Below are 26,359 nucleotides of genomic sequence, written 5' to 3' on the forward strand. Positions count from 1 at the left end.
AAATTAAACGGACGCGGTTCGCAGGCGCGCCGGCCCATTGGGGCGAACGTACAGATACCATGAGGCCGACCATACGCCCAGTATCATAAACGCCAAGCCTATCCAGCCTTGCCAGGTGAGCATGGCGGTCATCACCAAACCGTTGCCGATAGAGCAACCGCCGGCAATGCTGGCCCCGAATCCCATAAAGATCCCCCCCATAAAGCTGCGTATCGACGTGGCGGCATCCGCGGACCGGAAACGGAATTCCCGGCTGCCTTTCGCCGCAATAAACGACCCGAGTAAAATCCCCAACACCAGAAAAACGCCCCAATTGAGATACTTATCGTTACCGACCACCAGGTATTGCAGGATATTGGCGCTGGGCGTCGTGATGCCCAGCCCGAAGTTGCGGCCGGTCGCCGCGCTGAGCGGCCAGGCGAGCATGGCGACAACCCCAATGAAAATCGCCGTCGCGAACGGATGCCAGCGTTTTTCAAACAACAGGTGGGCCAGGCCGGACTTGTTCGGCGGCAAGGAAGCGATGTTCAGCCGGGGCCTTTTCAGTTCTTTGCGCGCCAGCCATAGCGTTACCGACACCAGTAGCGCGATAAACAGCCACGGCGACTGGCCAAAGGTTTCGGCGATGGAATTATGCGCCGTGCTCAAGGATTTTATTTGCCGGTTAAAGCCCGCCAATTGTTCCGAACGCATCACGGCGCTGGCCAGCATATAGGCAAACAGCGCAATCCAACTGCCGATAAGGCCTTCGCCGGCGCGATACCAGGTGCCGGTGGCGCAACCGCCGGCCATGACAATACCGATCCCGAAAACATAACCGCCGAGTGTTGCGCCCAGCCAGGGGAATGTTCCCGCGTCATAGTGCAGCCGTCCGGCGGCGATAAGGGCATAAACCCCAACGCTTTGAATGGAAATCGCAATCAATAAAGCATAAAAGATACGGTTGTTTTTGGCGATATACATATCGCGGAAACCGCCGGTCAAACAGAACCTTCCGCGTTGCATGACAAAACCCAGCAAGGCGCCGCAAAACAGCCCTGTGAAAATCATTTGCAGCATAGTGATTTGTGAATTCTTGAATCAAACGGGAAAACAATTATCCACCAGCACGTCCGCACGACAAATAACGAAACGCTATAGGTTATAGAAAAACGTCATTATACCCGTCATACTTCACGTTGTTTCTTTCCTGACCGCCTTCGCTTACCCCAATCACAGCATAGGCCACACGCCCCTGGGGCTGATGAGAGACATTCCGTCTCTCGCCCAAGGCCCGCCATGGACGGTTTACATTCGTTCCCGACGAATTTGTCGCTCGCTTGCCGCCACGATGCAACCTGACTTATTTAAAGCCTATTCACCCTACTTCTTGTTCACATGGCCACGTTATTGGCGGCTGGAATCTCGAATTATTCAGCGTATAAAAATTTAGAGTGAAATTTCTTCCGGCAGTTCTTTCTTTATGTATTTGTGCGCCGAACCGTCTAACGCGAAAATGGAAATAATAGTAAAACAAAGCGTAATGGCGCCCAATACCATATAGGCCTGATGAAAACCCACACTATCGTACATTCGTCCCGCCCAGGCCGACAGAACAACGCCGGAAAGTTGCTTTGAAAGATTAAAGCCTATAAGAAACAACGTGGCGGACAAGCGGGGATCGAATACCGATGAAATGTATTTGAACGCCCCAACCAACAGGAAAGGCAGTTCAAACATATGCAGACATTTAAGTACGATCACTTCCCAACCGGTCGTGGCAAACGACGAGCCGAGAATGCGCGCCGACATAATGGCGCCGGCCACCAGCAACGCTTTTTTTGCACCGATACGGTTGATGATGGCCGGTGTGAAAAACATGATAAAACCATTGAGCAATTCACCCCCGGTGGTAACGAAACCGAAGATTTCGGTGCCACGCTGCGGGCTGGAAAAGAAGCCTTTAAAGAAATTGGCGAACTGCTGGTCGAACACGTCATAGATGCTGGCCACGCCCACCACATAAACTATAAAGGCCCAGAACTTGGGCATGGACAGCAATTCCAGCGCCAGGCGTAAGGAGAAGGCCGGCCGGTCGGCGCCAATGCTTTCCATGACATCCGCGCTCATGCTGCCCCCGGGCCGGGATAACAACAGTAAAGCCGCCAGCACAACCGCGAAACCCGAGGCGATCCAGAAGGTAATATCCGGATCGACGCCAAACAGGATACCGGTCAGCGAAGCGCATATGGCCCAGCCGACACAGCCGGACACCCTTACTCGGCCGTATTCGAAACGATTAGCCCGGCTGACACGTTCTATGTAGGCTTCCACCGCTCCGGAACCACTGGAGAACACAAACCCGAGATAAAGCCCGCCCGCCAGCGCGCCCGCGACAATGTTCATTTGCAATAACGGCGATAACACAAAAATGAAAAACGGCGCGAACAAAATCAGCAGCACGGTAATACACCATAGCAAGTGCTTGCGCAGCCCGAGCTTATCGGATATCAGACCGAACAGCGGCTGGAAAACGATGGCGAAAAACGACACGGCGGAAAAAACAATGCCGGTTTCCGTTTTGGTCAGATGATTAACATCAGCCAGCCAGATGGGGAAAAACGGGAAATAGGCGGACATGATGAAATAATAAAAAAAGAAAAACAGCATGAAATAGATAAAATTATGGCGTTCTCTGGGCGTCAATTCTGTCAGTTTCATTGCGATAACCACCCTGTTCGACGTGTTGGGAAACCCGCGACGGCGCGCGGCCGGCGTTGGTGTTGTCGCCGCCCGACGCTGCGCCGGACGGCGGATAGGCCTGTGTCTGGCTGCGCCCCGGCTAATCCGTCAGACCAGCGCGCCAGGTTAACTGGTACTGAAATGTCTCCTGGTCAAGGAGGAATTGCGGGTGCACGCTGGGACTCCAGGAGTCGTCGCCGCCGACGCCCATATGAAAACCATCGGCATGCAGCCACAGCCCCGGTTCGGGGCGCATCTCATGCCAGTGGCGCGCCTGGGCCAGTTGCGCGTCGCCATAGGCGCTGACTGAAAAATGGAATTGTCCCGCAAGCGTCAGTCCGCCAAGGGCCAAGCGCCGGGTATCGCAGCGCAACCCGTTCTCGCTCGGGAAAATGTAGGGCGTATGCATTTGATCGGCCGGCAGATGCCAGCGGGACACGCAGGCCGAGGTGAGCCGGTCGGGATAATTTTCATGGGGACCGCGGCCCAGCCAGTCAACAGTCTGGGTATGCGGCAAATCGAGCCGGCACACCAGGCCGACCCTGGGTAAGGGCGGCAATAAGCCGGAACGTTTCACCTGCACGCGGGTCTCCATCGCGCCGTCGGCGGTGAAGGTCAGTAGCCATTCGCTGAGCAGTTGCAGGTTTCCGGCGACAAAAAAACCCTGCCGGCTACGTACCATGACCCGATCGGATAACTGTTCCGCTTCCAACGCCAGACACCGGGTTTCCAGTTCGAACAGCCCAGCGGCGCGCCAGCGCTCCACCCAGGCATTAGGATCGATGCGATCCACTTCGCTGACGCCGATATCGTTATCCAGCGGAGCGCGGATAAAACAATCCTCCAAGGGCGAAAGCAAGAGCGGATGTTCATCCTGGAACCATTGGCTGAGACGACCATGCCGTTTATCAACTATCCAGCGTTGCGCGCCATGGCAGATAACATATTCGTCGGCATTTTCATGCAGTTTGGCCGTCGCGCCGCTTTGAGACGGTACGGAGGGCGGCAGCGCCAGTCCGCGCGGCAGCGGCCATTGCTGCCAGGCGCTGCGATGGCCGGCCGGCGACCAAGATGTCGCCCGCGGCTGGCTGACCGACACCAGCAAATACAGCACCCCATCGCCCTGCGGCCGGGGCGGATCCGCCAGCAAAAGATAGTCCGCGGTTTGCTGTGGTTGCAGCGTCAACGGCAAACTGCCCGACGCCAGGGGTTCGCCATTGAATTCCAGCGACCAGTCGAGTACTTCGTTATCACTGGCGCGAAACAGGTATTCACTGGTCACCGACAATCGCAGTGGGCGCGAACTGAGCAATTGAAACTGGAAGAATTGCTGCTGATGTTTGACTTCTTCTATTCCCGGATGCGGTGTGCGGTCGGGAAACACCAGACCGTTTAGGCAAAACTGGCGGTCATTGGGAGTATCGCCGAAATCGCCGCCATAGGCCCAGTAAGCATCGCCCCGCGCATCGTGCTTGACCAACGCCTGATCGGCCCAGTCCCAGATAAATCCGCCTTGCAAGCGGGGGGTCGCGCGAAACGCCCGCCAATACTCGGCGAAGCCGCCCAGGCTGTTGCCCATGGCATGGGCGTATTCGCACAGGATAAGCGGCCGCTGCTCATCCGGCAGCCCTATCCATTTTTTCAAACCCCATTTGGGGACGGCGGGAATAGCCAGATCACTGTCCACCCTGGCGTACATCGGACAAAGAATATCGGTCGCCGCCGTGTTGGCGCCGCCACCTTCATATTGCACCGGCCGGCCGGGATCGCGGCTTTTAACCCAGCGGTACAATGCATCATGCGTGGCGCCATGGCCGGATTCGTTGCCCAGCGACCAGATGATGATCGACGGATGATTGCGGTTGCACTGCACCATCCGCGTTACCCGCTCGCTAAAGGCGTTGAACCAAACCGGATCGTCCGCCAGTCGGCTCATCGGTTCCATGCCATGGGTCTCGATATTGGCCTCATCCACCACATACAGTCCGTAACGGTCGCACAGTTCGTACCAGCGTGGGTGGTTGGGATAATGGGAGCAGCGCACGGCATTGAAATTGTGTTGCTTCATCAAACGGATGTCCTGCAACAAGCTGGCCTCATCCATGACCTGTCCGTGCTCGGGATGATGCTCGTGCCGATTGACGCCGCGAATCAGCACCGCCTTGCCATTAACCTGTAATTGTCCGTGACGGACGGCCACGTCGCGAAAACCCACATCGTAGGCCTCCGCTTCCACCAATACGCCGTCAGGCCGGCGCAACGCGATGACCGCGCGATACAGATGGGGCGACTCGGCGCTCCATTGCAACGGCGCGCTCACCGGCAGGGCCATGCGCACGCGGTCGGCGTAGGCGCCGCGCTCATCAATAATGGCGCTGCCGAACGGCTGGCACTGTTCGGCCGCCCGCTCATCATCCCGCCATAGGGTAACTTGCAACTGAAAATCGCGATAATCACCGCCGCTGGGCGCCAGGGCCGCTTCGACGGTCAAAACCGCATCGCGATAAAGGGCATCCAGGCGAGGGGTCAGTTCGATCTGCGCCAGACTGATGGCCGGCTTGTGTAATAGCGAGACCGAACGGAAAATGCCGCTCATACGCCACATATCCTGATCTTCCAGGTAACTGCCGTCGCTCCAGCGTAATACCAGCACGCATAACCGATTGGCGCCCTGACGCAAATGCGGCGACAGGTCGAACTCGGCCGGTAGCCGGCTATCCTGTGAATAGCCAATCCATTGGCCATTGAGCCAGAGATGGAACGCGGAATTGACCCCCTTGAAGATGATGCGGGTCAAGCCGCCGTCTTCCCGCCAGTTCTGGGGTAAATGAAAATTGCGCGAATAGCAGCCGGTCGGGTTTTCAGCGGGCACGAACGGGGGATTCGGCGTAAAGGGATATTTCACATTGGTGTAAATGGGCGCATCAAACCCGGCCATCTGCCAGCAAGAAGGCACGGCGAGTTCACAGCCATCGTCAAGATCCCGGCCCAGCCAATGTTCAGGCACCGCCTCCGGACGCGGGAAATAGGCAAAACGCCATAGCCCGTCCAGGGACATCACGGCGGGAGATGGCGCGCCGAGTTTTGCGCTGGCTTCATCCGGCCAGCTGTGCAGTGGGACGTGGGCGGGCAAGCGGCGGCGCTGGTTAACCGCCGGGTCTTCCCAATCGCGCCGGGAAAGCACCGTGGCCAAACTGGACGAGGCGCTATCGGCAATAAACTCAGACATGGTTTCCCCCGGGATAAGACTTTGCTAAGGCGAATCACTTTTCGCGAAAATGTTATTCGTTCACACTCAAGATTTACTAATGCGCTGTAAGGCAGAACTTATCAAGCCTATTGATATTTAAAATGTGATATATATCGTATTTTTATCGGTATATAGACCATAAATGTGATCTTAATTGCAAAAAAGTGAAATGTGAGCGTATAACCAACATCAACAATCCCCTCATGACCCACCCTACCGCGGCAAGGGTTGACTAAATGTTCAAACCGGCCAATGATCAGCCTTTGAGAAAGACCTGCCCAACAGGAGTAGCGGGTGAAGCCTAAAAACGCGACGTTGGAAGATGTGGCGCGCCATGCCGGCGTTTCTTACCAAACCGTATCCCGGGTGCTGAATCAATCGTCCCGCGTGGCCGACGCCACGCGGTCCCGTGTCGAACAAGCCATGCGGGAGCTTAATTACGTGCCTAACCGTCTGGCGCAACAATTAGCGGGCAAACCGACTTATACGCTAGGTTTGGTGACGGCGTCGCTCAGTTGGCATGCGCCGTCGCAAATTGCCTCGGCGGTGCGCCAGTCCGCCCGCGCATGCGGCTACAATGTGCTGATCGCCATGCCGGACGAAGCGGAAGAGGATGCCTTGCAGGCGGCGCTCAATGAGCTCAAAGGGCAGCGGGTCGACGGCATTATCATCAACCTGCCGCTGGAGGGCGAGCGGGCGGAAGCGGTTAGCCGCTTTAATGACGATATCCCCTGTTTGTTTCTTGATGTGCCGCCTCAGGCGCGGGTGCCCCATGTCATGTTCGACCCCAATGACGGCACGCGCGCCAGCGTCGAGTATCTGCTGTCTCTCGGCCATCGCCGTTTCGGGTTGCTCAGCGGTCCGGACAGTTCGATTTCCGCCCGGTTGCGGCGGCAAAGCTGGCTTACGACACTGGCGGCGCACGGCCTCACGCCGGTTTGCAGCGCCCAGGGGGACTGGAGCCCGGAAAGCGGCTACCGCTGCGCGTTGAATATGCTGCGCGCGTCCGAGGCCGCGACCGCACTGCTGGTGGGCAACGATCAGATGGCGCTGGGCGTACTGAGCGCCTCGGCGCAGTTGGGTATCGGCGTGCCGGATCAGATGTCGGTGATCGGTTATGATGATACCCGCGACAGCGCTTTTTACCTGCCGCCCCTTAGCACCGTGTCGCAGGATTTCACTGTGTTGGGGCAACAGGCGGTTGACAGCATCATCGGCACGCTACGTTCCGGCGACCCCATGGCATCGGTAATGTTGCCCACCCGATTAATAGCGCGGCGTTCCACCGCGCTCTTGTCGAAGCCCGGCGATATCAGTCTGGCGGGGCTGGCGGAAGAATTGTCGCGTATCGCGACACGGTTGCGGGGGTAATTGGGCAGCGGTTCGCTTTCTTTAACGACAAAAAGTGAACCGACAACAACAATTTCCCTCTAAGAGACAGGATGCCTTTCATTCCTCCCCAGGCGCCCCACCGACTCTATGCTTGGCGTGAGCGAACATAACCCATAAAGCGACGGCGTGATATAAGACCCCCATGGTAGGTTAATTGGCATTTTTCATCGCACGGTTTGAAAACATACCCTCTCTAATCAGTGTTAGGTTGTGATCCAGCACTCAATAATCAGGCAGTGGTGCCAAACATAAATTAATAATAAGTTCTCTGGAGAAGAGGGTAACAATATGAAACTAGGATATGTGGCCATTATGGTGCCGGCAATATTGATTGCTGGGACAGCCCATAGCGCCGAAGTGTATAATAAAGATGGAAATAAACTGGATTTATATGGCAAAGTCGATGGTCTGCATTATTTTTTCGATGACAAGAGTCAGGATGGCGATCAAAGTTATATTCGTTTTGGGTTGAAAGGGCTCACGCAGATCAATGATCAACTCACTGGGTATGGTCGATGGGAATATAACGTACAGGCAAACAATACCGAAGGCAGCAGCAATCAGGCATGGACCCGACTTGCTTTTGCCGGATTGAAATTTGGTGATTATGGCTCCTTCGATTATGGCCGTAATTATGGCATCATGTATGACATTTACTCTTGGACAGATATGTTGCCGGAATTCGGTGGCGATACTTACGGCTCCGATAACTTTATGTTCAAGCGCACCAATGGCGTCGCCACTTATCGCAACAATGATTTCTTCGGTCTTGTAGAAGGTCTTAATTTTGCCGTGGAATATCAAGGAAAGAACGGCGGAAGTGGTGAAAGCAATAACAGCCGCAGTGTATTGAAGCAAAATGGGGACGGTTTCGGACTATCCTTAAGTTATGATCTGGGCGATGGCTTGAGCATCGGCTCCGCCATGATGCATGCCAAAAGGACGTCGGACCAAAACGCCTCTGATGTTCTCGGGAAAGGGGATAACGCCGAGGCCTATACCGGCGGTATAAAGTATGATGCCCATAATATCTATTTAGCCGCGGAATATTCTCAAACCTACAATGCCACGCGTTTCGGTAGCTCCGATTCAACACTGTACGGATTCGCCAACAAAGCACAAAATGTTGAAGTCGTCGCTCAATATCAGTTCGACTTTGGTTTAAGGCCATCCGTGGCTTATCTGCAATCACGAGGAAAAGATATTGAGGGATATGGTGATCAGGACCTGCTTAAATATGTTGATGTGGGCGCAACCTACTACTTCAACAAAAACATGTCAGCGTATGTAGATTATAAAATTAATTTACTGGATAGTAACACTTTTACCGATCAAGCCGGTATCAATACTGACGACATCGTTGCCCTTGGTTTAGTATATCAGTTCTGATCGAGAAATATCTTGATGGTTTACCCCAGGTATAATGAGAATCTTGGCTGGCAAAAGCAGAGTAGTAGATTAGCCAACTGAGCGCGTAACCGCGCCTGTTTAACCGAATAGTAACTTTAGGGTAGCATGCACGGGTGATGGACTCGCTTCCATAGCCCGTGCTGAACAGATAATGACTTCATTCAATAAATAAAGATGCGCGGCCGGCCCAACGTCATCTTATTATTAATAATAACTCACGGTTTTCATTGGGATATCATGCACTTTATTCTCGATATTTCGGGTGGCATCGCGACGGCAAGAGCGACAAATTCGTCGGGAACGCATACAAACAGCCAACGGCGAGCCCCGGGCGAGAAACAGATTGCTTCTCATGCCTTCCCAGGAGCAGAGCTAACGATGTGACCGGGGTCAGCGAGCGCGGCCAATAAAGAAGCGACATGTAGTAGGATGATGATAACTTACTCTTAGCAACATGAGAGCATCATTTCGGACAAGTTTTCGGCATTCATATTTTTGGTGGAGAACCTTATGAATTATTTAATTACCGGATGCCATAGTCTGTTAGGTGCACGAGTGGCCGAGATAATGTTAACCCAGGTGAATCCGCAGAATCTCATTCTTGCCTATCCTTCATCTTATCCCTTTACCAATGAAAACATCGTGCGCTGGACTAAAGCAGGGCTGAATGTCCGGCTTGCGGATTATCATGATTTTGAACAACTGTTCCATTGTTTCGGTAAAACCGATCGTCTTTTTATCTCATCAGAGATATTTGACAACTGGCATCTCGATAGCCAATATAAAATAATTATCGATGCTGCAATATATGCAGGAATAGAATATATTCTTTATGCCAGTCCATTACACTATAATTTTCATAAATTAAATTATCAACCTGTTCACCATTCTTATCTTGAGATTGAAATTTATATAAGAGATGTATGCCACAAGGCCGGAGTGGTTTTTAATATTATGAGTAATAATCTCGGCACCCTCGGTTCCAACGATATGTTTCCTTCACCGTCGGGGTGGGGATACCATTTTGTATTACCGACAGGAAAGTCAATATCTCATTTACGGGAAGAATGTGCGTTGGCTATTGTCTCATTGCTTCTTGGGGATGGGGTAAAAAATACCCATTATTCCCTCATAAAAAAAGAAACGTTTTGTGAATATCACGTCAGTAATTTGAGCGAGGGTGTACTTCCCAGTAAATCTCTTTATCGCACCGAGGAAGAAAGCCGCTCGATAAATTCAACGGGTCACGAACATCCCCTGTGCGATTTTAGGGAGAAGACGTTCCCTTACATCGTCAAAACCCGTTCTGCGGACAACGATTTATTCTATGCATCTTGCGGAGGAACAGAGGGCTATACGCCATTATCCGATGATATGCCACCTTTATTAGAGTAGCCGACCCTATATGCCCGCTGTGACGGGATACCCCACAATGTTCAGGCGCATAGACGGCACACTGAATGGGACGCCGAGGATGGCCTAATATTAGGGTGGCGTGAAGCATAATGAGCATATTGTGCTAAAACCGGGTTAAATGCAAGGACGCGCTGATAGTTTATGCTTACGCATAGTGAATTATTTTCCCGGTACGGTGAAAATAACTCATTTGATTTATTCTCGCCAAATGTGCCATTTTCGCCAGTTCAGTGCGTTGGCTCTCTATGTGGGAGTTTATGATGAATCAAGTAATTAAGGACATGGTTGTTTGGATCGAGGATAACCTTGATAAGAATATCCGATTGAAAGATCTTGAAAAACGCTCAGGATATACAATTTGGCATTTTCAAAGAATGTTTAAAAGATCGACTGGCATCACTGTAGCCGAATACATCAGAAGAAGAAGATTAACCTTGGCCGCCAGTGAAATAAAAATAAGCCGTCGTTCCATTACCAATATCGCTTTGAATTATAACTTCAGCTCAGTACAAAATTTTTGCCGACTGTTCAAAACGGTATTCAATTTATCACCAACACAATTCAGGAAAGAGCCTTGCATTGACTTCAGTAAACAGCTGGCGCCTATCATCAGCGAACAAAAGGTGATATTTATTTCCTGCAGTAAGGGGTTTTATACCATTACCTATTCTCAGTTTGATTCCAAGACGGAAATCGCCATGACCGACGCAAATGGCAGATATATTCTTTCCAGGGTAAAAAACTTCAAACAAACTCTCAACAACAATAATGGCGAAACGCAATTCTTTCTGGTAGATGTCAGTACGTTTCTTAATGATAACAAGGGCAATTTCCGTCTTCGCATGGTAAAAAAAATCGCCATATCTGAATATCATTCAGATATTCGGAAAAATTTTTCCTACTCAAAAGAAGAAACTTACGGTAAATATGCCGTCTTTAAATTTATCATGTATAAAAGCGACATCCACTTAGCGAGTAAGTTTGTTTATACAGCTAAATTACCTGAGTATGCTTACATAAAAAGAGCCGGGTTTGATATTCAAATTGTTTCGCATTATATGGCCGGGCTTGATTTTTTTGTAGTGGAATATATGATCCCTATTCATCAAAACATCTGTCCTTTTAATGACCCTATTGGAAAGGCCGGGAAATCATCATGCCCAGCAAGACTGCCCTGAGGCACTGTATCAAGACCCTCAGGGTATCGCCGTCGTTATCGTTAACCGTGGCCAGCCCAGGCGCGTGGACTGTTGGGGCCGCGCTTGCGGCATGTTTATTTCGCCGACCTGACTCAGGTCTTGAGAAGCCGTCCGACAAGCCGTTCAGCATCGCTTTCGCTAAGAGGCATACCTAACACCGACCGCATATACAATGGCGCCAGTAAGTGGTCTATCACATCTGCGACCTCCGGGACGGCTTCGCCGCGCGCCTCGGCGCGTTCAAGCAATATCTGCAGTTGCGCCAACCTTGGCGCCAGCGCGTCCTTGCGCTTGCCGGACGCCATTCCCGTTGTGGCGAGCAAGACATGAAAGAAGTTGACGGCCGCATCAGCGTTTAAACCGACGACAATACGCCGGGCCCAGTGACCCAGATCCAACGCGATGGACCCTTCGTCCGGCAAAGGCGATGTGTCGTTGAGACGATCCACCGCCATCTCCATCAACAACGCCCCGACATCGCCCCATCTTCGATACAGGCTGGTCGGCGCGATACCTGACACCCTGGCGATTTCCGGCAGGGTGACATGATGAAGCCCATGCTGGAGCGCAAGCGTCCGCGCCGCTTCAAAGGCCCTTTTTTTCACGGCGGCGCTGCGACCGCCAGGACGGGAAATTGACATGTCACTCTTAAAGTCATTATATTTGCTTTAAAGCATAACCGATTTTACTTCGCTTGTCACAACAGGGGAGCTTTATGTCAACGAGAAATGCCCGCCCCGGTGGGGAAGATTACTCCACCCAGCGACTAAGCCAGCGTTATCGTTTCGCCGATCCGAACATGGATTTGTTCTTTCTGGGCGCCCTTGGATGGGCGCCCGCGGGCGGTATTTCGGCGGGAGAGGCATTTGCCATCGCCGCAAAAATCGAAGATGGCGATGCGGCCTCGTGGACCCGGGCCTTCGAAGCGCAAGGCGAATACCTTGTAAACCAGGCCGAGCATTGGCGGGCGCAGGGTGAAATAGTGTCCGCCGGCGAGACGCGCCTGCGCGCTTTCACCTGCTACCGGCTCGCCTGGCAATTCGTCTCGCCGGGAGAACGGTTCATCGCGCTTTGCAAAAAGGGCCAGGGACTTTTCGATCAGGCGATGGAAGAGCTGGCGTTGTCCGTGGAGCGCTTTGCCGTACCGTATGGCGATACCGCCCTTCCCGGCCATTTCTTCCGCGCGGTTGAACCTGATGCGCCGACCCTTATTGTGATTGGCGGCGCCGATACCTGTCACGAAGATCGTTTCCTCTCGCAAGGACGATATTATTTCGCCAGGGGATATAACGTGGTCTTGGTTGATTTGCCCGGACAAGGCGCGACGCCGGTTGATGGGTTGTCTTGGGAGCCGGAAACGGAAAAGCCCATAGGCGCCGTCATCGATTTGCTTATCGCGCGCTTTGGCGTGGACACTTCCCGCTTGGCTTTACTGGGCATGAGCCTGGGCGGTTATTTCGCGGCCCGGGCGGCGGCCGAAGAACCCCGATTAAGCGCGGTTATCGCCACGCCGGTCTTATCGCAGCCTTCAACGTTGTTCATCGCCGCCGGCAAAACGCATTTCGACGTATCCAAGGCGGCCGAAAAAAATAGGGAAACCCTCATATGGAAAGCCGGCGTAAAGGACTTTCAACATCTTGGCCAAAAATGGGCGGGCGTGAGTGCTGATCCCGCTAGGGTGAGAATGCCGTTTTTGTCCGTGCTTGGCGCTCAGGAAGGTGAAGTCTGGCAACAACAGACCCGCGCCTGGCATGAAGCGATCGGCTCACCGCAAAAGCGTCTGATCGTTCTGGGGCCGGAAACCGGAGCCGATGCGCATTGCCAGGGGAATAATCCCCTCCGTTTAGCCCAGGAGGTTCATGCCTGGCTGGGTGGCGTGTTGACACCGAGACCGTCATGAAACCCTAAAACACCGCCACCAGACCGTGCGCGCCCATAAGCGAGAAGTCGAAGCCCTTTTGCATAAGCGCTTTCCCGAGCCGCTGCCCGGCGATAGGGCGCGCGCCGCACAGCTTGCCCGGCATCTGGCGTTTCCGCTGGAAGGCAACAGCGATGGCGTTATCGGCTTCTCAACAGGTTTTAGCGACCGGTTAGTTAAGCCTGCCCACGCCAAGCCATCGGATATTGCCCGTAATCATTTTGCCGTCCCTTCGGCCAAGGCGACAACCTCAGCCCAAACGCCCTCATCGACGGGAATGCCCTGGCTGAGATTGTCATTTCGGGTTTTGACTTCCATTTCGCCGGGATAGTAAACCGTCGTTTTTCGGGGGGATTACCGAGAAAAAAGACGTTATTTCCAACGATATAACCAACAACGCTTTCATATACGAATCGAGAGTATGGATACAGCAAAGTGTTTATTATCAGTGCGAGAACAAGACCAGCATGCCAAGGTGTTTGCGCTTGACTATGAACGGTGATCGCGATTGCAGGCCATATGAGACCGAATAAGAACTGCCGTATGAAATACTGTCGCGACAACCCGCCAAAAGTTTTTTGCAATACCGGATGCACAAATTTCTCCTTATTTTACACCAGTGAAGTAGCAGTGCCGGTTACTGAAAACTCGAACCAGAAGTTCGTGGCTTCACCCACCCGGCACGGAGATTCGTGGTTTCACCCACCGATCATCAAGTCTATGATTTTTCAGGTTGAAATCCTTGTCTTGGCGAGAATATCCGCCTTTGAGGCGGTGGGTGAAATCCCGCAGCTTCATTCAAAGATCGTGGCAACCTTGGCTAAGACCTCATCCATGATCGCCACAGACAGGCTTTCCACCTTGCGCCCATTGCGGGCGTTGAGATCGAGCACGCGGGGCTGATCGCAGCGTACAACGCCGGTTGTCTTGCCCCCGACCAGAGGCACAGCAAAGCCAAGGCGTCGCGCGAAATCGCCGCCATTCGTAATCGGCAAAACCACCGGCAGGCAAGTCGCTTGATTGAACTCATCCGGCGAGATGACGACGACCGGTCGGTGTCCACGCTGTTCACGGCCATGCGTTGGCTCCAGATCGACCATGTAGACCTCGCCGCGCTTCATAGAAGTTCGCGGCCCACCGCAGGGGTATCAACCCATTCGCGCTCTTCGGGCAGCTGAGGCTGCGTATAGTCCGATGCTGCCAGAAGCTCGGCCATCGTGTATCGCGGCCGCGCCGTCGGCTCGACAACGAGGCGACCGTTATCGACGGCAAGACCGACCTTGGCCCCGGCCGACAGGTGCAGAACGTCGAGCAGCGCCGGAGGAACGGCGAGCATGATGGAACCGCCGACCTTGCGCAGATTTGTGGTGTGCATAGGCACCTCCTTTAGTTATACTAAAATATAACACAGTGCCACCCTTCTCTTCAAGGCCACTTTTGGATTGTGCAATCCCAACCACTTCGATTCTGATGCAGAAAAAGATGGAGCGATAATTATGGAATGGCTGTTACCGCTATTGGGCGGCTTGGGAGTGGGGTCAATCCTTTCATCAGCACTGACTCAGTTAATGTCACGAAGATCAGCGAAAACTGACCGCCTATATCAAGAAAAAAAGGAGGCATATTTTGGCCTCCTTGGAGCTTTGCACGCGGCGGCTGTTACCCCATCCGAAGAGAACTCCAAGCATTTTGCTCTTTGGCAAACCAAGTGCGAGATTTTTGGTGATCCTGATGTTGCGAAACATGTACAAGAACTCGTGGATACGAACGAGGGGCCAAGGGAAGCCAGGAATAAGGCGTTTAGCTCGCTTATTCAGGCAATGAGGGCTGACCTTCGAAGGGTATGAAACGTCGCCTATCGATAGGCGAGGACAGTCACACCGCGACAGACGCCGCTATATTGGTGCATCAAGCGGCTCTCTATGGGGCTTCGCGAAAGAAGGGAGGCACCAAATGAACAGCGATGACGAGAACACGCTCACGAAACTGCCCGCAGGCGAACTCGCTGACGTACTGGACATGATGCTGTGGAACATGAGCAATCCACCGGGGCAGAACGAGGGACAAAAATGGTTGGCCGAATTGCTAACTCGGCCAGACGCTGAGACGCCTGAAATTCAAATAGCCATCAAGGTTATGCTCGACTACTTGTCGCCGGAGAAGAACCGCAAGGTCAGCTTCCTGCCGCCAACGCCGTATCGCCCAAAGGTCAGCGTCTCCTGCCTGCCATGGATCGCATAGTTGTATCGGAACGAGATGCTGCCCGCAGGCGTGACCGCGACGTACAACCCATCCCGGTCGTTCACCTTGTAGAGTTTATCCGTGGGCTTCAAGTTGCGCAGTTTGGTATCGGTCAGCATCGGTTCGTGGCACTCCACTTGGCGATACCATGACCGGAAACCACAAGAATATCCGGATAAAATTCTTTTTATTCATATGTTTACCAATTTTCAATACCATGAATAGCTCTTGGCGGCCCGCATGGTATCAACCGAAATCATGGCATCAGACTCAATCAGTGCCATGCACTATGCCATAAAAAATTCCTGCTTGGCGATACTCTTTGGTGCCCGACAATGCTGGACAAAAATGCAAAAAAACCCGCATTTCTGCGGGCTTATGAGCACTTTCATGCTGGGTGATGCCACCCTATGCCAGACGCGGGATCATTCCCACTCAATCGTTGCCGGCGGCTTTCCGGAAATATCGTAAACCACTCTGGATATTCCATTGATCTCGTTGATAATGCGGTTGGATACCCGGCCTAGGAAATCATAGGGCAAGTGCGCCCAGTGGGCGGTCATAAAATCGATGGTTTCCACCGCCCGTAACGAAACCACCCAGTCGTATTTACGGCCGTCGCCCATCACGCCCACCGAACGCACGGGCAGAAACACAGCGAACGCCTGGCTGACCTTATGGTACAGCTCGGCCTTGCGCAGTTCCTCGATAAAGATGGCATCGGCGCGACGCAACAGATCGCAGTACTCCTTCTTCACCTCGCCCAGCACGCGCACGCCCAGGCCGGGGCCGGGAAAGGGATGACGGTAAAGCATATCGTAAGGCAGGCCCAGCTCCAGGCCGATTTTGCGCACCTCGTCCTTAAACAGTTCTTTTAAGGGTTCCACCAGGCCGAGCTTCATCTCTTTGGGCAAACCGCCGACATTATGATGCGACTTGATCACATGAGCCTTGCCGGTTGCGGAAGCCGCGGATTCAATCACGTCGGGGTAAATGGTGCCCTGGGCCAGCCACTTCACATCCCGTTGCCTTGACGCCTCTTCATCAAATACCTCGACAAACACCCGACCAATGGTCTTACGCTTGGCCTCCGGGTCGCTAATGCCGGCCAAGGCGCTCAAAAAACGGGATTCGGCCGGTACATGCACGATATTCAGTCCATATTTCTCACCGAACATCTCCAGCACCTGGTCGGCCTCATTAAGCCGCAACAGGCCGTTATCCACGAATACGCAGGTTAGACGGGAACCAATGGCGCGGTGCAACAGCATGGCGGTGACCGACGAATCCACTCCGCCGGACAGGCCGAGTATCACCTGATCATCCCCGACCTTTTTGCGCAGGCGCTCCACCGCGTCGTCAATGATCCGGGCCGGCGTCCACAACGCCTCGCATTGGCAAATGTCCCGCACGAAACGTTCCAGAATACGCTGTCCCTGGCGGGTATGGGTAACCTCGGGATGAAATTGCACGCCGTAAAAACGTTTCTCATCATTGGCCATAATGGCGAAGGGGCAAGTGTCGGTACTGGCGACGGTCACAAACCCGGCCGGAATACCGGTAACCTTATCGCCATGGCTCATCCACACATCCAGCAGTGGATTGTTATCGGCGCTGAGGGCATCCCGGATATCCCGAATCAGCGCGCTGTCATGCACGACTTCCACCTGCGCGTAGCCGAATTCGCGCTGATGAGAACCTTCCACCTTGCCGCCGAGCTGCATGGCCATGGTCTGCATGCCATAACAAACCCCCAGCACCGGCACGCCGGCCTGAAACACATAATCCGGCGCCACCGGACTGTTATGTTCGGTCGTACTTTCCGGACCGCCGGAGAGGATGATGCCGCTGGGGGCGAAGGCGCGGATCTGCGACTCCGTCACATCCCAGGCCCAGAGTTCGCAATATACCCCCAGCTCGCGCACCCGGCGGGCGATAAGCTGGGTGTACTGCGATCCGAAGTCCAGAATCAGAATGCGGTGTTGATGAATATTGTCGGTCATAGCGGGCGTATTCCCCAAACGGCTGGCTAAAAAACAGACAGCCCGGCACGAACCGGGCATCTCATTTCCGGCGAGGCTGTTTTGCCGCGCCGGCAAAGCACGGACAATCGATCAGCCCATGCGGTAATTTGGCGATTCCTTGGTGATGGCTACGTCATGCACATGGCTTTCCTGGATGCCGGCGCCGCTGATGCGCACAAATTCCGCCTTGGTGCGCAGTTCGTCAATGGTGGCGCAGCCGGTCAAGCCCATACAGGAGCGCAATCCGCCCATTTGCTGGTGAACAATTTCCTTCAGACGGCCCTTATAGGCCACCCGGCCTTCGATGCCCTCAGGCACCAGCTTGTCGGCGGCGTTGTCCGTCTGGAAGTAGCGATCGGACGATCCTTTGGACATGGCGCCAAGCGATCCCATGCCGCGATAGGATTTAAAAGAACGTCCCTGGAAAAGTTCGATTTCGCCGGGGGATTCCTCGGTACCGGCCAGAAGCGACCCCACCATAACGCAAGAGGCGCCGGCGGCGATAGCTTTGGCGATGTCGCCGGAGAAACGGATGCCGCCATCGGCGATAACCGGGATCCCGGTGCCTTCCAGGGCTTCCACCGCATCGGAAATGGCGGTGATCTGCGGTACGCCCACACCGGTAACGATACGGGTGGTGCAAATGGATCCAGGACCGATGCCGACCTTGACGGCACTGACGCCGGCTTCCACCAGCGCAACGGCGCCGGCGCCGGTGGCCACGTTGCCGCCGATGATCTGGAGATCGGGGTATTTGGCGCGGGTTTCGCGGATCCGTTGCAAAACGCCTTCGGAATGGCCATGGGACGAATCAATAAGCAGCACGTCGATACCGGCCGCCACCAGGGCGTCGATGCGTTCTTCATTACCGGCGCCGGCGCCCACCGCCGCGCCGACCCGCAACCGGCCATGCTGATCTTTGCAGGCGTTGGGCTTACGTTCCGCTTTTTGGAAATCCTTTACGGTAATCATACCCAACAGATGAAAATGATTGTCCACCACCAACGCTTTTTCCACGCGTTTTTCATGCATCTTCTGCAGCACCACCTCGCGGGCCTCGCCTTCCTTGACCGTGACCAGGCGCTCTTTAGGCGTCATTACGGCGGTAACCGGTTGGGAGAGGTCGGTCACGAACCGCACATCGCGGCCGGTAATGATACCCACCAGCTCATTATCGCCGGTGACGACCGGATAGCCGGCGAAACCGTTGCGAGCCGTCATTTCCTTCACTTCGGAAAGCAGCGTATCGGGCGTGACGGTTTTCGGATTGGTCACCACGCCGCTTTCATGCTTTTTCACCCGGCTGACTTCCTCGGCCTGGCGCTCGATGGACATGTTTTTGTGAATAAACCCGATGCCGCCCTCCTGGGCCAGCGCGATGGCCAGGGGCGCTTCGGTTACCGTATCCATGGCGGCGGACAGCAACGGAATATTGAGACGGATGGTCTTGGTCAATTGTGTTGTCAGGTCGGCCGTATTGGGCAATACCGTGGAGTGGGCGGGCAGCAGCAGGAGATCGTCGAAAGTCAGGGCTTCTTTTGCGATACGTAGCATAGCAATATCTCACCAGGGTGAATGTATAAAATATTGCCGTGGCATTATACAGAACGTAAACGGTTGCCTCCAGCACTTTTTTGAAAAAACACTTGCCAACCGGTGCGCAATAAGTAATATCAATCGATTAAGTCCCGCTTAATGAAGTTGATCCCGCTCACATGTCTGATGCCGCCGCCCCCCTGATTTTCACCGTTTCCCGCCTCAACCAACAGGTGCGTGAGCTGTTGGAAAACGAAATGGGCCGCCTTTGGCTGACCGGCGAGATCTCCAATTTTTCGCAGCCAGCCTCCGGCCATTGGTATTTCACGCTCAAAGACGATCGCGCCCAGGTGCGATGCGCGATGTTTCGCAATAGCAACCGGCGGGTGGCCTTCGCGCCGCGCAACGGTCAGCAGGTGCTGGTGCACGCGTCGTTAACGCTGTATGAGCCGCGCGGGGATTACCAGTTGATTGCCGAGAGTATGCAGCAAGCCGGCGCCGGTCTGTTGCAACAACAGTTTGAACAACTCAAGCAGCGCCTGGCGGCGGAGGGTCTGTTCGACCAGGACCATAAACGGCCGCTGCCGAGCCCCGCCCGCAAGGTCGGCGTGATCACCTCCGCCAGCGGTGCGGCGCTGCACGATATCCTCACGGTATTGCAACGTCGCGACCCCTCGCTGCCGGTGATCATTTATCCCGCCCTGGTGCAGGGGCAGGATGCGCCGCCGGCCATTGTTCGGGCCCTTGCCCTCGCCAACGCGCGCCAGGAATGCGATGTGCTGATTGTCGGTCGCGGCGGCGGTTCGCTGGAAGATTTGTGGTGTTTCAACGATGAACGTGTGGCGCGGGCCATTCATGCCAGCGCAATACCGGTGGTCAGCGCGGTCGGTCATGAAGTGGACGTCACCATCGCCGATTTCGTCGCCGATCTGCGAGCGCCTACGCCGTCGGCCGCGGCCGAGCTGGTCAGCCGCAATCAGTTGGAGTTGGCGCGCCAGTTGCAGGCGCAACAGCAACGGCTGGAAATGGCGATGGATTACTATCTCGCCCAGCGGCAGCAAACGCTGGCGCGGATTCAGCACCGTCTGCAACAACAGCACCCCCAATTGCGGCTGGCGCGGCAGTTGACCGCGTTGCTTCGGCTGCGCCGACGGTTGGACGACGGTATTCAGCGGCAGCTGCGTCTGGCCCAGCGGCGGTATGAGCATCTTAAGCTCCAATTGACGCAGCAATCGCCCTTGCCGCGCATCGGTCGCAGGCAACAGCAGGCGCAGGCGCTGCGCTATCGTCTCGATCAGGGCATCGCGCGGCTTTTGCACCGCCATCAACAGCGTTTTGGCATGCTGTGTTCGCAACTGGAGGCGGTAAGCCCGCTGAAAACCCTGGCGCGCGGTTTTAGCGTCACGACGGATAAAGAAGGCACGCTGATCAAAAGCATCGGCCAGGTCGGCCCCGGAGATACGCTGAGCACCCGTCTGGTCGATGGACGGGTGGATAGCCGGGTGGTGCGTAGCGTATCGGAACCGGCTTTATCGGCACCCCGCCGCCGGTAATCGCGCCCGTTATCAACGCTCTGGCCTCGCGCCGTTAAGGCGGCCTGTCATTAACGCCGCCATTAACGTTGCGTCCACGCCGCGCGTCGGGACGTACCCGCCGACGGGGACGACGCCACGGTGTGCTTTTCCCCGTAACCCCGCGGCGTTAACGTATTCTGGCACGCACGGCCAGATTATAGGCCGCGCCGATAAACAACAACAAACAGGTGCCGAGAAAGACCGGCCGCATCCCCAAATGGCCGCCCACCGCGCCACCCAGCACTGGTCCCGCCACTTGCCCCACATACTGGGCCGAAGTGGAATACCCCAGCATTTTACCGGCGATACTGTCCGGCACATTGTGCCGAATCACGCTGGCGATGCAAGGCAGCAGACCGCCCAGGGCCAGTCCCATGAAAAAGCGCAGCACCACCAATTGCCAGCCCTGCGTCACGAAAGCCTGCGGGATAAGCAGTACCGCCGCAGCCAGCAGGCACGCGATGATCACAGTCCAGTGCCCAATGAGATCCGCCAACCTGCCCAGCCAGGACGCTGAAAGAATACTGCCCAGCGCGGCCGCCGACATGGCCAGGCCGGCCACCAGCGTCACCCGCTCGGGCGTGACCAGTTGGGCGACATACAGCGTGATGATCGGTTCCACCGACATATTGGCGATAAGCAGCAGTGCGCCGGTGATCAACATGGCCACCACCGGTTTGTTGAACGCGGCCTCGCCGGGAACCGGCGGCTGGCTCGATCGTTTTTTCGCCGCGCCGGGTTCCTCTTTCAATAAGAACGTTGTACCGAGAAATGCGATAAAGATAGCCGAGCCGGCGGCGATGAAGGTCATACGGATGCCGATAAGCGGCGGTAGCGTGCCGCCAATCAACGGTCCGACGAAATTGCCGGCCATGATGCCCGACGACATGACGCCGAGCGCCCAGCCGGTCTTGGCCTTGGGGGTTTGGGTTGCCACCAGGATCATGGATCCGGAGGCGTATCCCCCAAGCAACCCGGCCAGCAGCCGCAACGCCACCAGTTGCCAGACGCTGTGCGCCATGCCGATCAGGGTCATGGCGATGGCCATGCCGAGGCTGGCCCGGATCATCATGAGCTTACGGCCGTAGCGGTCGCCAAGCCGTCCCCATAATGGCGCGGTCAGGGCGGCGCTGAAAAAGGTGGCGCCATAAGCCACGCCCGACCATTCACTGATGGCGGCATGTCCCGTTGCGCCCAGTTGTTCCACGTATAACGGCAGAAACGGCAACAGTAATGTCATGGCGATAATGGTGGTAAACGAACCGAAAACACAAACAAACAGATTGCGCCGCCAGTATCGGCTGCCGTCAGCCGTTTCCGCCGGGATATTCATTGCCATGGTTGTTCCTTGCATCGCCAAGGGCTGGGAAAAAACGCTTAGCCGGCCAAAGCCGGCGCGGATAATAACGGGAAACGGTTATAGCGATTTACTGAAGAAAAGGGAATCCACCGCCATGATGGGAAATCCGGCAGGCAAGGCGGTTTTCGGCAACTCGGCGAAACCGTGTTTGCGGTAAAACCGGTGCGCCGCCAGAAATTTATCCGTCGTACCCAGGAAAATGCCGCGGATGCGCCGCCGGCTTGCGTGAAGCAGCAATGCGTCAAGCAGTTGGGCCGCTACTTGATACTGGCTACCGCGATAAGCCGCGCTAACGAACATTTTACGCAATGCCCCCTGATCGTCGCCTATATCTTTCAGACCAAGAGTGCCCACCACGGTATTTTGATATAACGCCACCCAGAACCCGCCCTTACCGTTTTGATAAAAGCCGGGAATGTCGCGCAGGTCGGGTTGATCCTCAGCGGTAATGGCAATACCGAACTCACGTTGCTGAATAGGTAGGATCACATCAATTACCCCGTTTTGATCCGCGGGGTTAAACTGCCTGATTTCAATCATCACAAAGGACCTTATGTCTATACGCCAAATACGTCGAGCTGCCTCTGTGTTGGCGGCGTTCGCTCACCCCAGTCAGAGAGCCGGCTATGCTCTTGGAGGCGATGAGAGACATCCTGTCTCACGCCGAAGGCCCGCCGTTGGCGGTTCGAATTCGTTCCTGACGAATTTGTCGCTCACTTGCCGCCGCGATGCAACTCGACGTATTTAGAGCATAGAAGCAAAAATAATACCAACGAAAAAGCCATGAAAACAACTTCTGATCAGCGGGGAAATAGTAGAAATGACGAGCTGCTATTAATTTGCTCATAGAAGACGATCCGTTGGTTCAAACAGTGTTCTAACGCAGAATAAACCTGAAAAAGCGTTTTTATCATAATAAAAACTAAAAATCAAAATGTAGATTTCATGTTAATATTTACAATATTTGACAAATATGACGATATAAATCATATGGTTATATGTCATAAGCGTTTTTTATGTTAACCAGCCGATAACATCACTTTTTGGTTTACATTGCGCCTTGCGGCTAATAGAATCGGGCAGGAATTGCAGACTGTATTGGGCTAAAAGCAATCATTAATAATAGCGCCCTGCGGTATACACACTTTCAAATATAGAGACACTGCGCATGAATCAGCATTTCGTCGCTGGCCTCGGCATGAGTCTGTTGGCGTCTGCCCAACAATCCGAGACCGCGCAAAACGCCACCGTCGATGTGGTCTTGATCGGCGGAGGTATCATGAGCGCCACGCTGGGAACATTTATCAAGGAACTCGAACCCGGCTGGACCGTTAATTTATATGAACGTCTGGACGACATTGCGCAGGAAAGCTCAAATGGCTGGAATAATGCCGGTACGGGCCATGCCGCTTATTGCGAGCTGAATTACACACCGCAGGGACCGGATGGCGACATTGACATTGCCAAGGCGGTCGCCGTCAACGAATCTTTCGAGATCTCCCGGCAATTCTGGGCTTACCTGGTGAAGAACCACCACGTGGCGGCGCCGGAAACGTTCATTACCAATGTCCCGCATATGAGTTTTGTTTGGGGTGAGGAAGATGTGGACTTTCTGCGTAAACGCGTTACCGCTTTACGGCGCAGTCCATTGTTCAGGGATATGGAATATACCGAAGACAGTCTCCTTATCAAAAAATGGGCGCCTAGGGTGATGGCGGGACGCAAACCATTCCAGAAAATGGCCGCCACCCGCGTGAATGCCGGCACCGACGTCAATTTCGGCGAACTGACCCGGCAGATGTTGGCGTCGCTGGCGCAACGGGAAGGATTCCGCCAGCATAACCACCATGAGGTAACCGACCTGGCGCGCAATGAAGACCAGAGCTGGACAGTGCGTGTCAGGGATTGCCATACCGGCCGGCTCACCTCGGCGCGCGCCCGGCATGTCTTTATCGGCGCCGGCGGCGCGGCGCTGACGCTGTTGCAAAAATCCGGTATTCCGGAAGCCCGCGGCTACGCCGGCTTCCCCGTGGGCGGCAAGTTTCTGGTGACGACCAAGCCCGGGATCGTCAACGGCCATCGGGCCAAAGTCTATGGTAAAGCGCCTGTGGGCGCGCCGCCAATGTCGGTACCACATATTGATGCCCGGCTACTCGACGGGCAGCCATCGCTGTTGTTTGGTCCTTTCGCCACATTCAGCAGCAAATTTCTCAAGCAGGGCTCCTGGCGGGATCTGTTTTACTCGCTGAATCGTCATAATCTGCTGCCGATGATTCACGTCGGCTGGGATAACCTGAATCTGCTCACCTATCTGATTGGCCAGGCGTTGATGTCGGATAAAAAACGGCTGTCGGCGTTGCAAGCCTACTACCCGGAAGCGGATCTGGCGGACTGGCGGATGATCGATGCCGGACAGCGGGTGCAAATCATCAAAAAGGATCCGGTCAAAGGCGGGGTATTGCAGTTCGGCACCGAGCTGGTCAGCGCCGCTGACGGTAGCTTGTCGGCATTGCTCGGCGCATCGCCGGGGGCGTCCACCGCCGCGCCCATCATGTTGCAGTTGCTGACGCGGATGTTTCCGGCGCGGTCGGCGTCGGCCGACTGGGTTGGTAAACTGCGTGACATCATCCCCTCCCATGGCCAAACGCTGAATGACAACCCCGAACTGGCGCTGGAAATCCACGCCTATACCAGTCGATGGCTGAATTTGAAGCCGCCAGCGGCCACTTCGGCGGCTTCGGGTTGGAACCCGTTACCCGAAGCCATTTAGTCGCGGCACCGCCCGTTTTTATTGCGCGAGGCGGGCGGGAGCCGGGGACGCGTCATCAATGGCATGCAGGGCATTGGGCAGCGACGGATTCAGATTGGCGCCGGTCAATATCGCGGCCACCCGGCTGTCGGAGGCAATTTTGCCGGCATACGCCAATATGCCGGCCAAGGCCGCGGCACCGGAAGGCTCCAGAATGAGGCCGGCATATTTCAGGGCGTAATGCGCAGCCAGGGCGATCTGTTCCTCGTTCGCCAAAACGATATCGTCCACCACGCCGCGCATATCCTCCAAGGCTTCCGGTACCGGGACCCGCACCGCCAGACCGTCGGCTTTGGTATGCGCCTCAAGGCTGCTGACCACTCGACGGGTCAGCCAACTGCGGTACATGGCGTCCGCGTTGCGGGGACATACGCCGATGACCCGGATATCCGGCGCCGAGGCCTTAAGCCAGCGGGCCATGCCGCTTATCAGCGCGCCATTACCCACCGGCACAAATACCGCATCGTAATGATCGCCGCCGGCCAGCAGTTCCACGGCGATAGTGCCGGCGCCTTCGCTGACGTTAGGCTCGAAACCGTCTTCCACGAACCAGGCGCCGGTTTGCGCGCTATAATCCCTGGCTTGAGCCTTGGCGCTGTCAAAGTCATGGCCCGTCTGACGGATATCGGCGCCATAATAGCGTATGGCGTCCAGTTTGGCGGGATTGGCGTTCAGCGCGGTAAACACTGTCAACGGCCGCCCTTGCAGGGCGCAGTGGTAGGCCAGCGCCAAGCCCCAATTGCCGGCGCTGGCCGTCACCAGGGGCCGCGATTCGCCGCGCGCCGCCGCCTGGGCCAGCAGAAAGCCGGCGCCCCGCCCCTTAAAGCAGCGCAGCGGGTTAAGCGTTTCGACTTTCAGTACCGTCCGGCAGCCCAGTCTGGCCGACAACGACGGACATTCGTATTGCGGCGTTTGGCGGAATACCGGGTCCAATATTCGGGCGGCCTGGCCGATGCGCTCCAGGCTCAGGCGATGGACGGGACGCTGGCCGTCAATCAGCCGCCGGCCTTCCCCGGCGGACCGGATTGCCCGGTCATCCATGGCCCGCGCGGTCATCAGTATGCCATCAAGGTGATCAATCTCGTGCTGGAATAGCTCCGCCATGTCCGGCGGCAAATGCTGCCAATGCCGTTCGCGGCCGCGTTCATCCAGCCAGGCGAGGCTGATGCTCATGTGTCGCAGCACTTTCACCGCTATCGACGGCAGGCTAAGACAGTCATCCCAAACCTCTTGCATCTCTCCGCTGCGCCAGGTGATATGCGGGTTGATCATGGCGATGGGCCGCCCGCCCAACTGCGCGACGATAATTCTAAGGCCGATCCCGGCTTGCGGCGCGGCCATGGCCCGGCCGTGGCCATGCCGCTCCCGGAAAGCGCAAAGCGTCGCCTGTAAGCCGTCAATATGCCGGAGCACGTCCGCGTTTATGGCCGCCACCGGCTGCGCCGGTCTGGTTAATATCGGTGCTTCCCCCGTCACAATCGTCAACACATCCGCCATACCACTCTCCTC

Annotated in this window: 22 protein-coding genes; 10 read left to right on the forward strand and 12 right to left on the reverse strand. The window is 55.3% G+C overall.

Annotated features, from left to right (window positions below; all coding sequences use genetic code 11):
- Positions 1–3 precede the first annotated feature (3 nt).
- From tsuA to FCN80_RS08955, 3 genes are all read right to left on the reverse strand, one after another.
- Positions 4–1,059 (reverse strand): thiosulfate utilization transporter TsuA/YeeE, encoded by a 1,056-nt coding sequence (tsuA, locus tag FCN80_RS08945; protein ID WP_136989819.1) that lies wholly within the window; start codon positions 1,057–1,059, stop codon positions 4–6.
- A gap of 369 nt (positions 1,060–1,428) precedes the next feature.
- Positions 1,429–2,700 (reverse strand): oligosaccharide MFS transporter, encoded by a 1,272-nt coding sequence (locus tag FCN80_RS08950; RefSeq protein ID WP_136989820.1) that lies wholly within the window; start codon positions 2,698–2,700, stop codon positions 1,429–1,431.
- Between the two features lie 121 nt (positions 2,701–2,821).
- Positions 2,822–5,950, reverse strand: a complete 3,129-nt coding sequence (locus FCN80_RS08955) for a beta-galactosidase (RefSeq protein ID WP_136989821.1) — start codon at positions 5,948–5,950, stop codon at positions 2,822–2,824.
- A 315-nt stretch (positions 5,951–6,265) separates the two neighbouring features.
- Here FCN80_RS08955 and FCN80_RS08960 point away from each other — a divergent pair, with 315 nt between their 5' ends.
- The 4 genes from FCN80_RS08960 (at position 6,266) to FCN80_RS08975 (ending at position 11,367) form a co-directional block, all read left to right on the forward strand.
- A complete protein-coding gene (locus FCN80_RS08960) occupies positions 6,266–7,342 on the forward strand; it encodes a LacI family DNA-binding transcriptional regulator (protein ID WP_136989822.1) in 1,077 nt (358 codons plus the stop codon).
- A 309-nt stretch (positions 7,343–7,651) separates the two neighbouring features.
- On the forward strand, positions 7,652–8,752 hold the full coding sequence (gene ompC, locus FCN80_RS08965) for a porin OmpC (protein WP_136989823.1): 1,101 nt from the start codon (positions 7,652–7,654) through the stop codon (positions 8,750–8,752).
- A gap of 531 nt (positions 8,753–9,283) precedes the next feature.
- Positions 9,284–10,168 carry a Rossmann-fold NAD(P)-binding domain-containing protein gene (locus FCN80_RS08970; RefSeq protein ID WP_136989824.1) on the forward strand — a complete coding sequence of 295 codons (885 nt, stop codon included), beginning with the start codon at positions 9,284–9,286 and terminating at the stop codon, positions 10,166–10,168.
- 278 nt (positions 10,169–10,446) lie between these two features.
- Positions 10,447–11,367, forward strand: a complete 921-nt coding sequence (locus FCN80_RS08975) for a helix-turn-helix domain-containing protein (RefSeq protein ID WP_170975350.1) — start codon at positions 10,447–10,449, stop codon at positions 11,365–11,367.
- Between the two features lie 113 nt (positions 11,368–11,480).
- On the opposite strand, the gene FCN80_RS08980 is transcribed toward FCN80_RS08975, so the two are convergent.
- Positions 11,481–12,029 carry a TetR/AcrR family transcriptional regulator gene (locus tag FCN80_RS08980; protein WP_136989826.1) on the reverse strand — a complete coding sequence of 183 codons (549 nt, stop codon included), beginning with the start codon at positions 12,027–12,029 and terminating at the stop codon, positions 11,481–11,483.
- Positions 12,030–12,103: 74 nt separating this feature from the next.
- Between FCN80_RS08980 and FCN80_RS08985 the strand changes: the two genes are divergently transcribed.
- Positions 12,104–13,288 carry an alpha/beta hydrolase family protein gene (locus FCN80_RS08985; protein WP_136989827.1) on the forward strand — a complete coding sequence of 395 codons (1,185 nt, stop codon included), beginning with the start codon at positions 12,104–12,106 and terminating at the stop codon, positions 13,286–13,288.
- 58 nt (positions 13,289–13,346) lie between these two features.
- Positions 13,347–13,637, forward strand: a complete 291-nt coding sequence (locus FCN80_RS26415) for a hypothetical protein (RefSeq protein WP_170975351.1) — start codon at positions 13,347–13,349, stop codon at positions 13,635–13,637.
- 463 nt (positions 13,638–14,100) lie between these two features.
- Here FCN80_RS26415 and FCN80_RS08995 read toward each other — a convergent pair whose 3' ends face one another.
- The gene (locus FCN80_RS08995; protein WP_136989828.1) at positions 14,101–14,427 is read right to left on the reverse strand and encodes a type II toxin-antitoxin system PemK/MazF family toxin; all 327 of its coding nucleotides are present in this window, start codon (positions 14,425–14,427) and stop codon (positions 14,101–14,103) included.
- Positions 14,424–14,681, reverse strand: coding sequence for an AbrB/MazE/SpoVT family DNA-binding domain-containing protein (locus FCN80_RS09000; protein ID WP_136989829.1), 258 nt, complete (start codon positions 14,679–14,681; stop codon positions 14,424–14,426). Before FCN80_RS09000 ends, FCN80_RS08995 begins: the two co-directional genes overlap by 4 nt.
- 121 nt (positions 14,682–14,802) lie before the next feature.
- On the opposite strand from FCN80_RS09000, the gene FCN80_RS09005 reads away from it, so the two are divergent.
- Both FCN80_RS09005 and FCN80_RS09010 read left to right on the forward strand, forming a co-directional pair.
- Positions 14,803–15,153, forward strand: a complete 351-nt coding sequence (locus FCN80_RS09005; RefSeq protein ID WP_136989830.1) for a hypothetical protein — start codon at positions 14,803–14,805, stop codon at positions 15,151–15,153.
- A 106-nt stretch (positions 15,154–15,259) separates the two neighbouring features.
- The gene (locus tag FCN80_RS09010) at positions 15,260–15,547 is read left to right on the forward strand and encodes a hypothetical protein (RefSeq protein ID WP_196239154.1); all 288 of its coding nucleotides are present in this window, start codon (positions 15,260–15,262) and stop codon (positions 15,545–15,547) included.
- Here the strand turns inward: FCN80_RS09010 and FCN80_RS09015 are convergent.
- The 3 genes from FCN80_RS09015 to guaB all read right to left on the reverse strand — a co-directional run bounded on the left by FCN80_RS09015 (position 15,451) and on the right by guaB (position 19,125).
- A complete protein-coding gene (locus tag FCN80_RS09015) occupies positions 15,451–15,666 on the reverse strand; it encodes an Arm DNA-binding domain-containing protein (protein WP_445081505.1) in 216 nt (71 codons plus the stop codon). The genes FCN80_RS09010 and FCN80_RS09015 overlap by 97 nt on opposite strands.
- A 306-nt stretch (positions 15,667–15,972) precedes the next feature.
- Positions 15,973–17,550, reverse strand: a complete 1,578-nt coding sequence (gene guaA, locus FCN80_RS09020; protein WP_136989831.1) for a glutamine-hydrolyzing GMP synthase — start codon at positions 17,548–17,550, stop codon at positions 15,973–15,975.
- Between the two features lie 111 nt (positions 17,551–17,661).
- Positions 17,662–19,125 carry an IMP dehydrogenase gene (gene guaB / locus FCN80_RS09025; RefSeq protein WP_136989832.1) on the reverse strand — a complete coding sequence of 488 codons (1,464 nt, stop codon included), beginning with the start codon at positions 19,123–19,125 and terminating at the stop codon, positions 17,662–17,664.
- 161 nt (positions 19,126–19,286) lie between these two features.
- Here guaB and xseA point away from each other — a divergent pair, with 161 nt between their 5' ends.
- On the forward strand, positions 19,287–20,660 hold the full coding sequence (gene xseA / locus FCN80_RS09035) for an exodeoxyribonuclease VII large subunit (RefSeq protein ID WP_136989833.1): 1,374 nt from the start codon (positions 19,287–19,289) through the stop codon (positions 20,658–20,660).
- 148 nt (positions 20,661–20,808) lie between these two features.
- On the opposite strand, the gene FCN80_RS09040 is transcribed toward xseA, so the two are convergent.
- A complete protein-coding gene (locus FCN80_RS09040; RefSeq protein ID WP_230492576.1) occupies positions 20,809–22,020 on the reverse strand; it encodes an MFS transporter in 1,212 nt (403 codons plus the stop codon).
- A gap of 78 nt (positions 22,021–22,098) precedes the next feature.
- A complete protein-coding gene (locus FCN80_RS09045) occupies positions 22,099–22,581 on the reverse strand; it encodes a GNAT family N-acetyltransferase (RefSeq protein ID WP_136989835.1) in 483 nt (160 codons plus the stop codon).
- Positions 22,582–23,209: 628 nt separating this feature from the next.
- Between FCN80_RS09045 and mqo the strand changes: the two genes are divergently transcribed.
- Complete coding sequence (gene mqo / locus FCN80_RS09050) at positions 23,210–24,811, forward strand: malate dehydrogenase (quinone) (protein ID WP_136989836.1); 1,602 nt, start codon at positions 23,210–23,212, stop codon at positions 24,809–24,811.
- Between the two features lie 18 nt (positions 24,812–24,829).
- Here the strand turns inward: mqo and FCN80_RS09055 are convergent, their stop codons facing one another.
- Positions 24,830–26,347: a pyridoxal-phosphate dependent enzyme gene (locus FCN80_RS09055; RefSeq protein WP_136989837.1), complete on the reverse strand. Its 1,518-nt coding sequence runs from the start codon at positions 26,345–26,347 to the stop codon at positions 24,830–24,832.
- Positions 26,348–26,359 lie beyond the last annotated feature (12 nt).

It is taken from the genome of Martelella alba (assembly GCF_005217455.1).
In the GTDB taxonomy this organism is placed as follows: Bacteria; Pseudomonadota; Gammaproteobacteria; order Enterobacterales; family Enterobacteriaceae; genus Acerihabitans.

Coding starts and splice junctions, on each gene's coding strand:
- guaB (WP_136989832.1), bottom strand. CDS start 19,125: ATGCTACGTATCGCAAAAGAAGCCCTGACTTTCGACGATCTCCTGCTG.
- ompC (WP_136989823.1), top strand. CDS start 7,652: ATGAAACTAGGATATGTGGCCATTATGGTGCCGGCAATATTGATTGCT.
- FCN80_RS09005 (WP_136989830.1), top strand. CDS start 14,803: ATGGAATGGCTGTTACCGCTATTGGGCGGCTTGGGAGTGGGGTCAATC.
- FCN80_RS08950 (WP_136989820.1), bottom strand. CDS start 2,700: ATGAAACTGACAGAATTGACGCCCAGAGAACGCCATAATTTTATCTAT.
- FCN80_RS09000 (WP_136989829.1), bottom strand. CDS start 14,681: ATGCACACCACAAATCTGCGCAAGGTCGGCGGTTCCATCATGCTCGCC.
- FCN80_RS08975 (WP_170975350.1), top strand. CDS start 10,447: ATGATGAATCAAGTAATTAAGGACATGGTTGTTTGGATCGAGGATAAC.
- FCN80_RS09010 (WP_196239154.1), top strand. CDS start 15,260: ATGAACAGCGATGACGAGAACACGCTCACGAAACTGCCCGCAGGCGAA.
- FCN80_RS09015 (WP_445081505.1), bottom strand. CDS start 15,666: ATGCTGACCGATACCAAACTGCGCAACTTGAAGCCCACGGATAAACTC.
- FCN80_RS09040 (WP_230492576.1), bottom strand. CDS start 22,020: ATGGCAATGAATATCCCGGCGGAAACGGCTGACGGCAGCCGATACTGG.
- FCN80_RS08980 (WP_136989826.1), bottom strand. CDS start 12,029: ATGTCAATTTCCCGTCCTGGCGGTCGCAGCGCCGCCGTGAAAAAAAGG.
- FCN80_RS09055 (WP_136989837.1), bottom strand. CDS start 26,347: ATGGCGGATGTGTTGACGATTGTGACGGGGGAAGCACCGATATTAACC.
- tsuA (WP_136989819.1), bottom strand. CDS start 1,059: ATGCTGCAAATGATTTTCACAGGGCTGTTTTGCGGCGCCTTGCTGGGT.
- guaA (WP_136989831.1), bottom strand. CDS start 17,550: ATGACCGACAATATTCATCAACACCGCATTCTGATTCTGGACTTCGGA.
- FCN80_RS09045 (WP_136989835.1), bottom strand. CDS start 22,581: ATGATTGAAATCAGGCAGTTTAACCCCGCGGATCAAAACGGGGTAATT.
- FCN80_RS08970 (WP_136989824.1), top strand. CDS start 9,284: ATGAATTATTTAATTACCGGATGCCATAGTCTGTTAGGTGCACGAGTG.
- FCN80_RS08985 (WP_136989827.1), top strand. CDS start 12,104: ATGTCAACGAGAAATGCCCGCCCCGGTGGGGAAGATTACTCCACCCAG.
- mqo (WP_136989836.1), top strand. CDS start 23,210: ATGAATCAGCATTTCGTCGCTGGCCTCGGCATGAGTCTGTTGGCGTCT.
- FCN80_RS08995 (WP_136989828.1), bottom strand. CDS start 14,427: ATGAAGCGCGGCGAGGTCTACATGGTCGATCTGGAGCCAACGCATGGC.
- xseA (WP_136989833.1), top strand. CDS start 19,287: ATGTCTGATGCCGCCGCCCCCCTGATTTTCACCGTTTCCCGCCTCAAC.
- FCN80_RS08955 (WP_136989821.1), bottom strand. CDS start 5,950: ATGTCTGAGTTTATTGCCGATAGCGCCTCGTCCAGTTTGGCCACGGTG.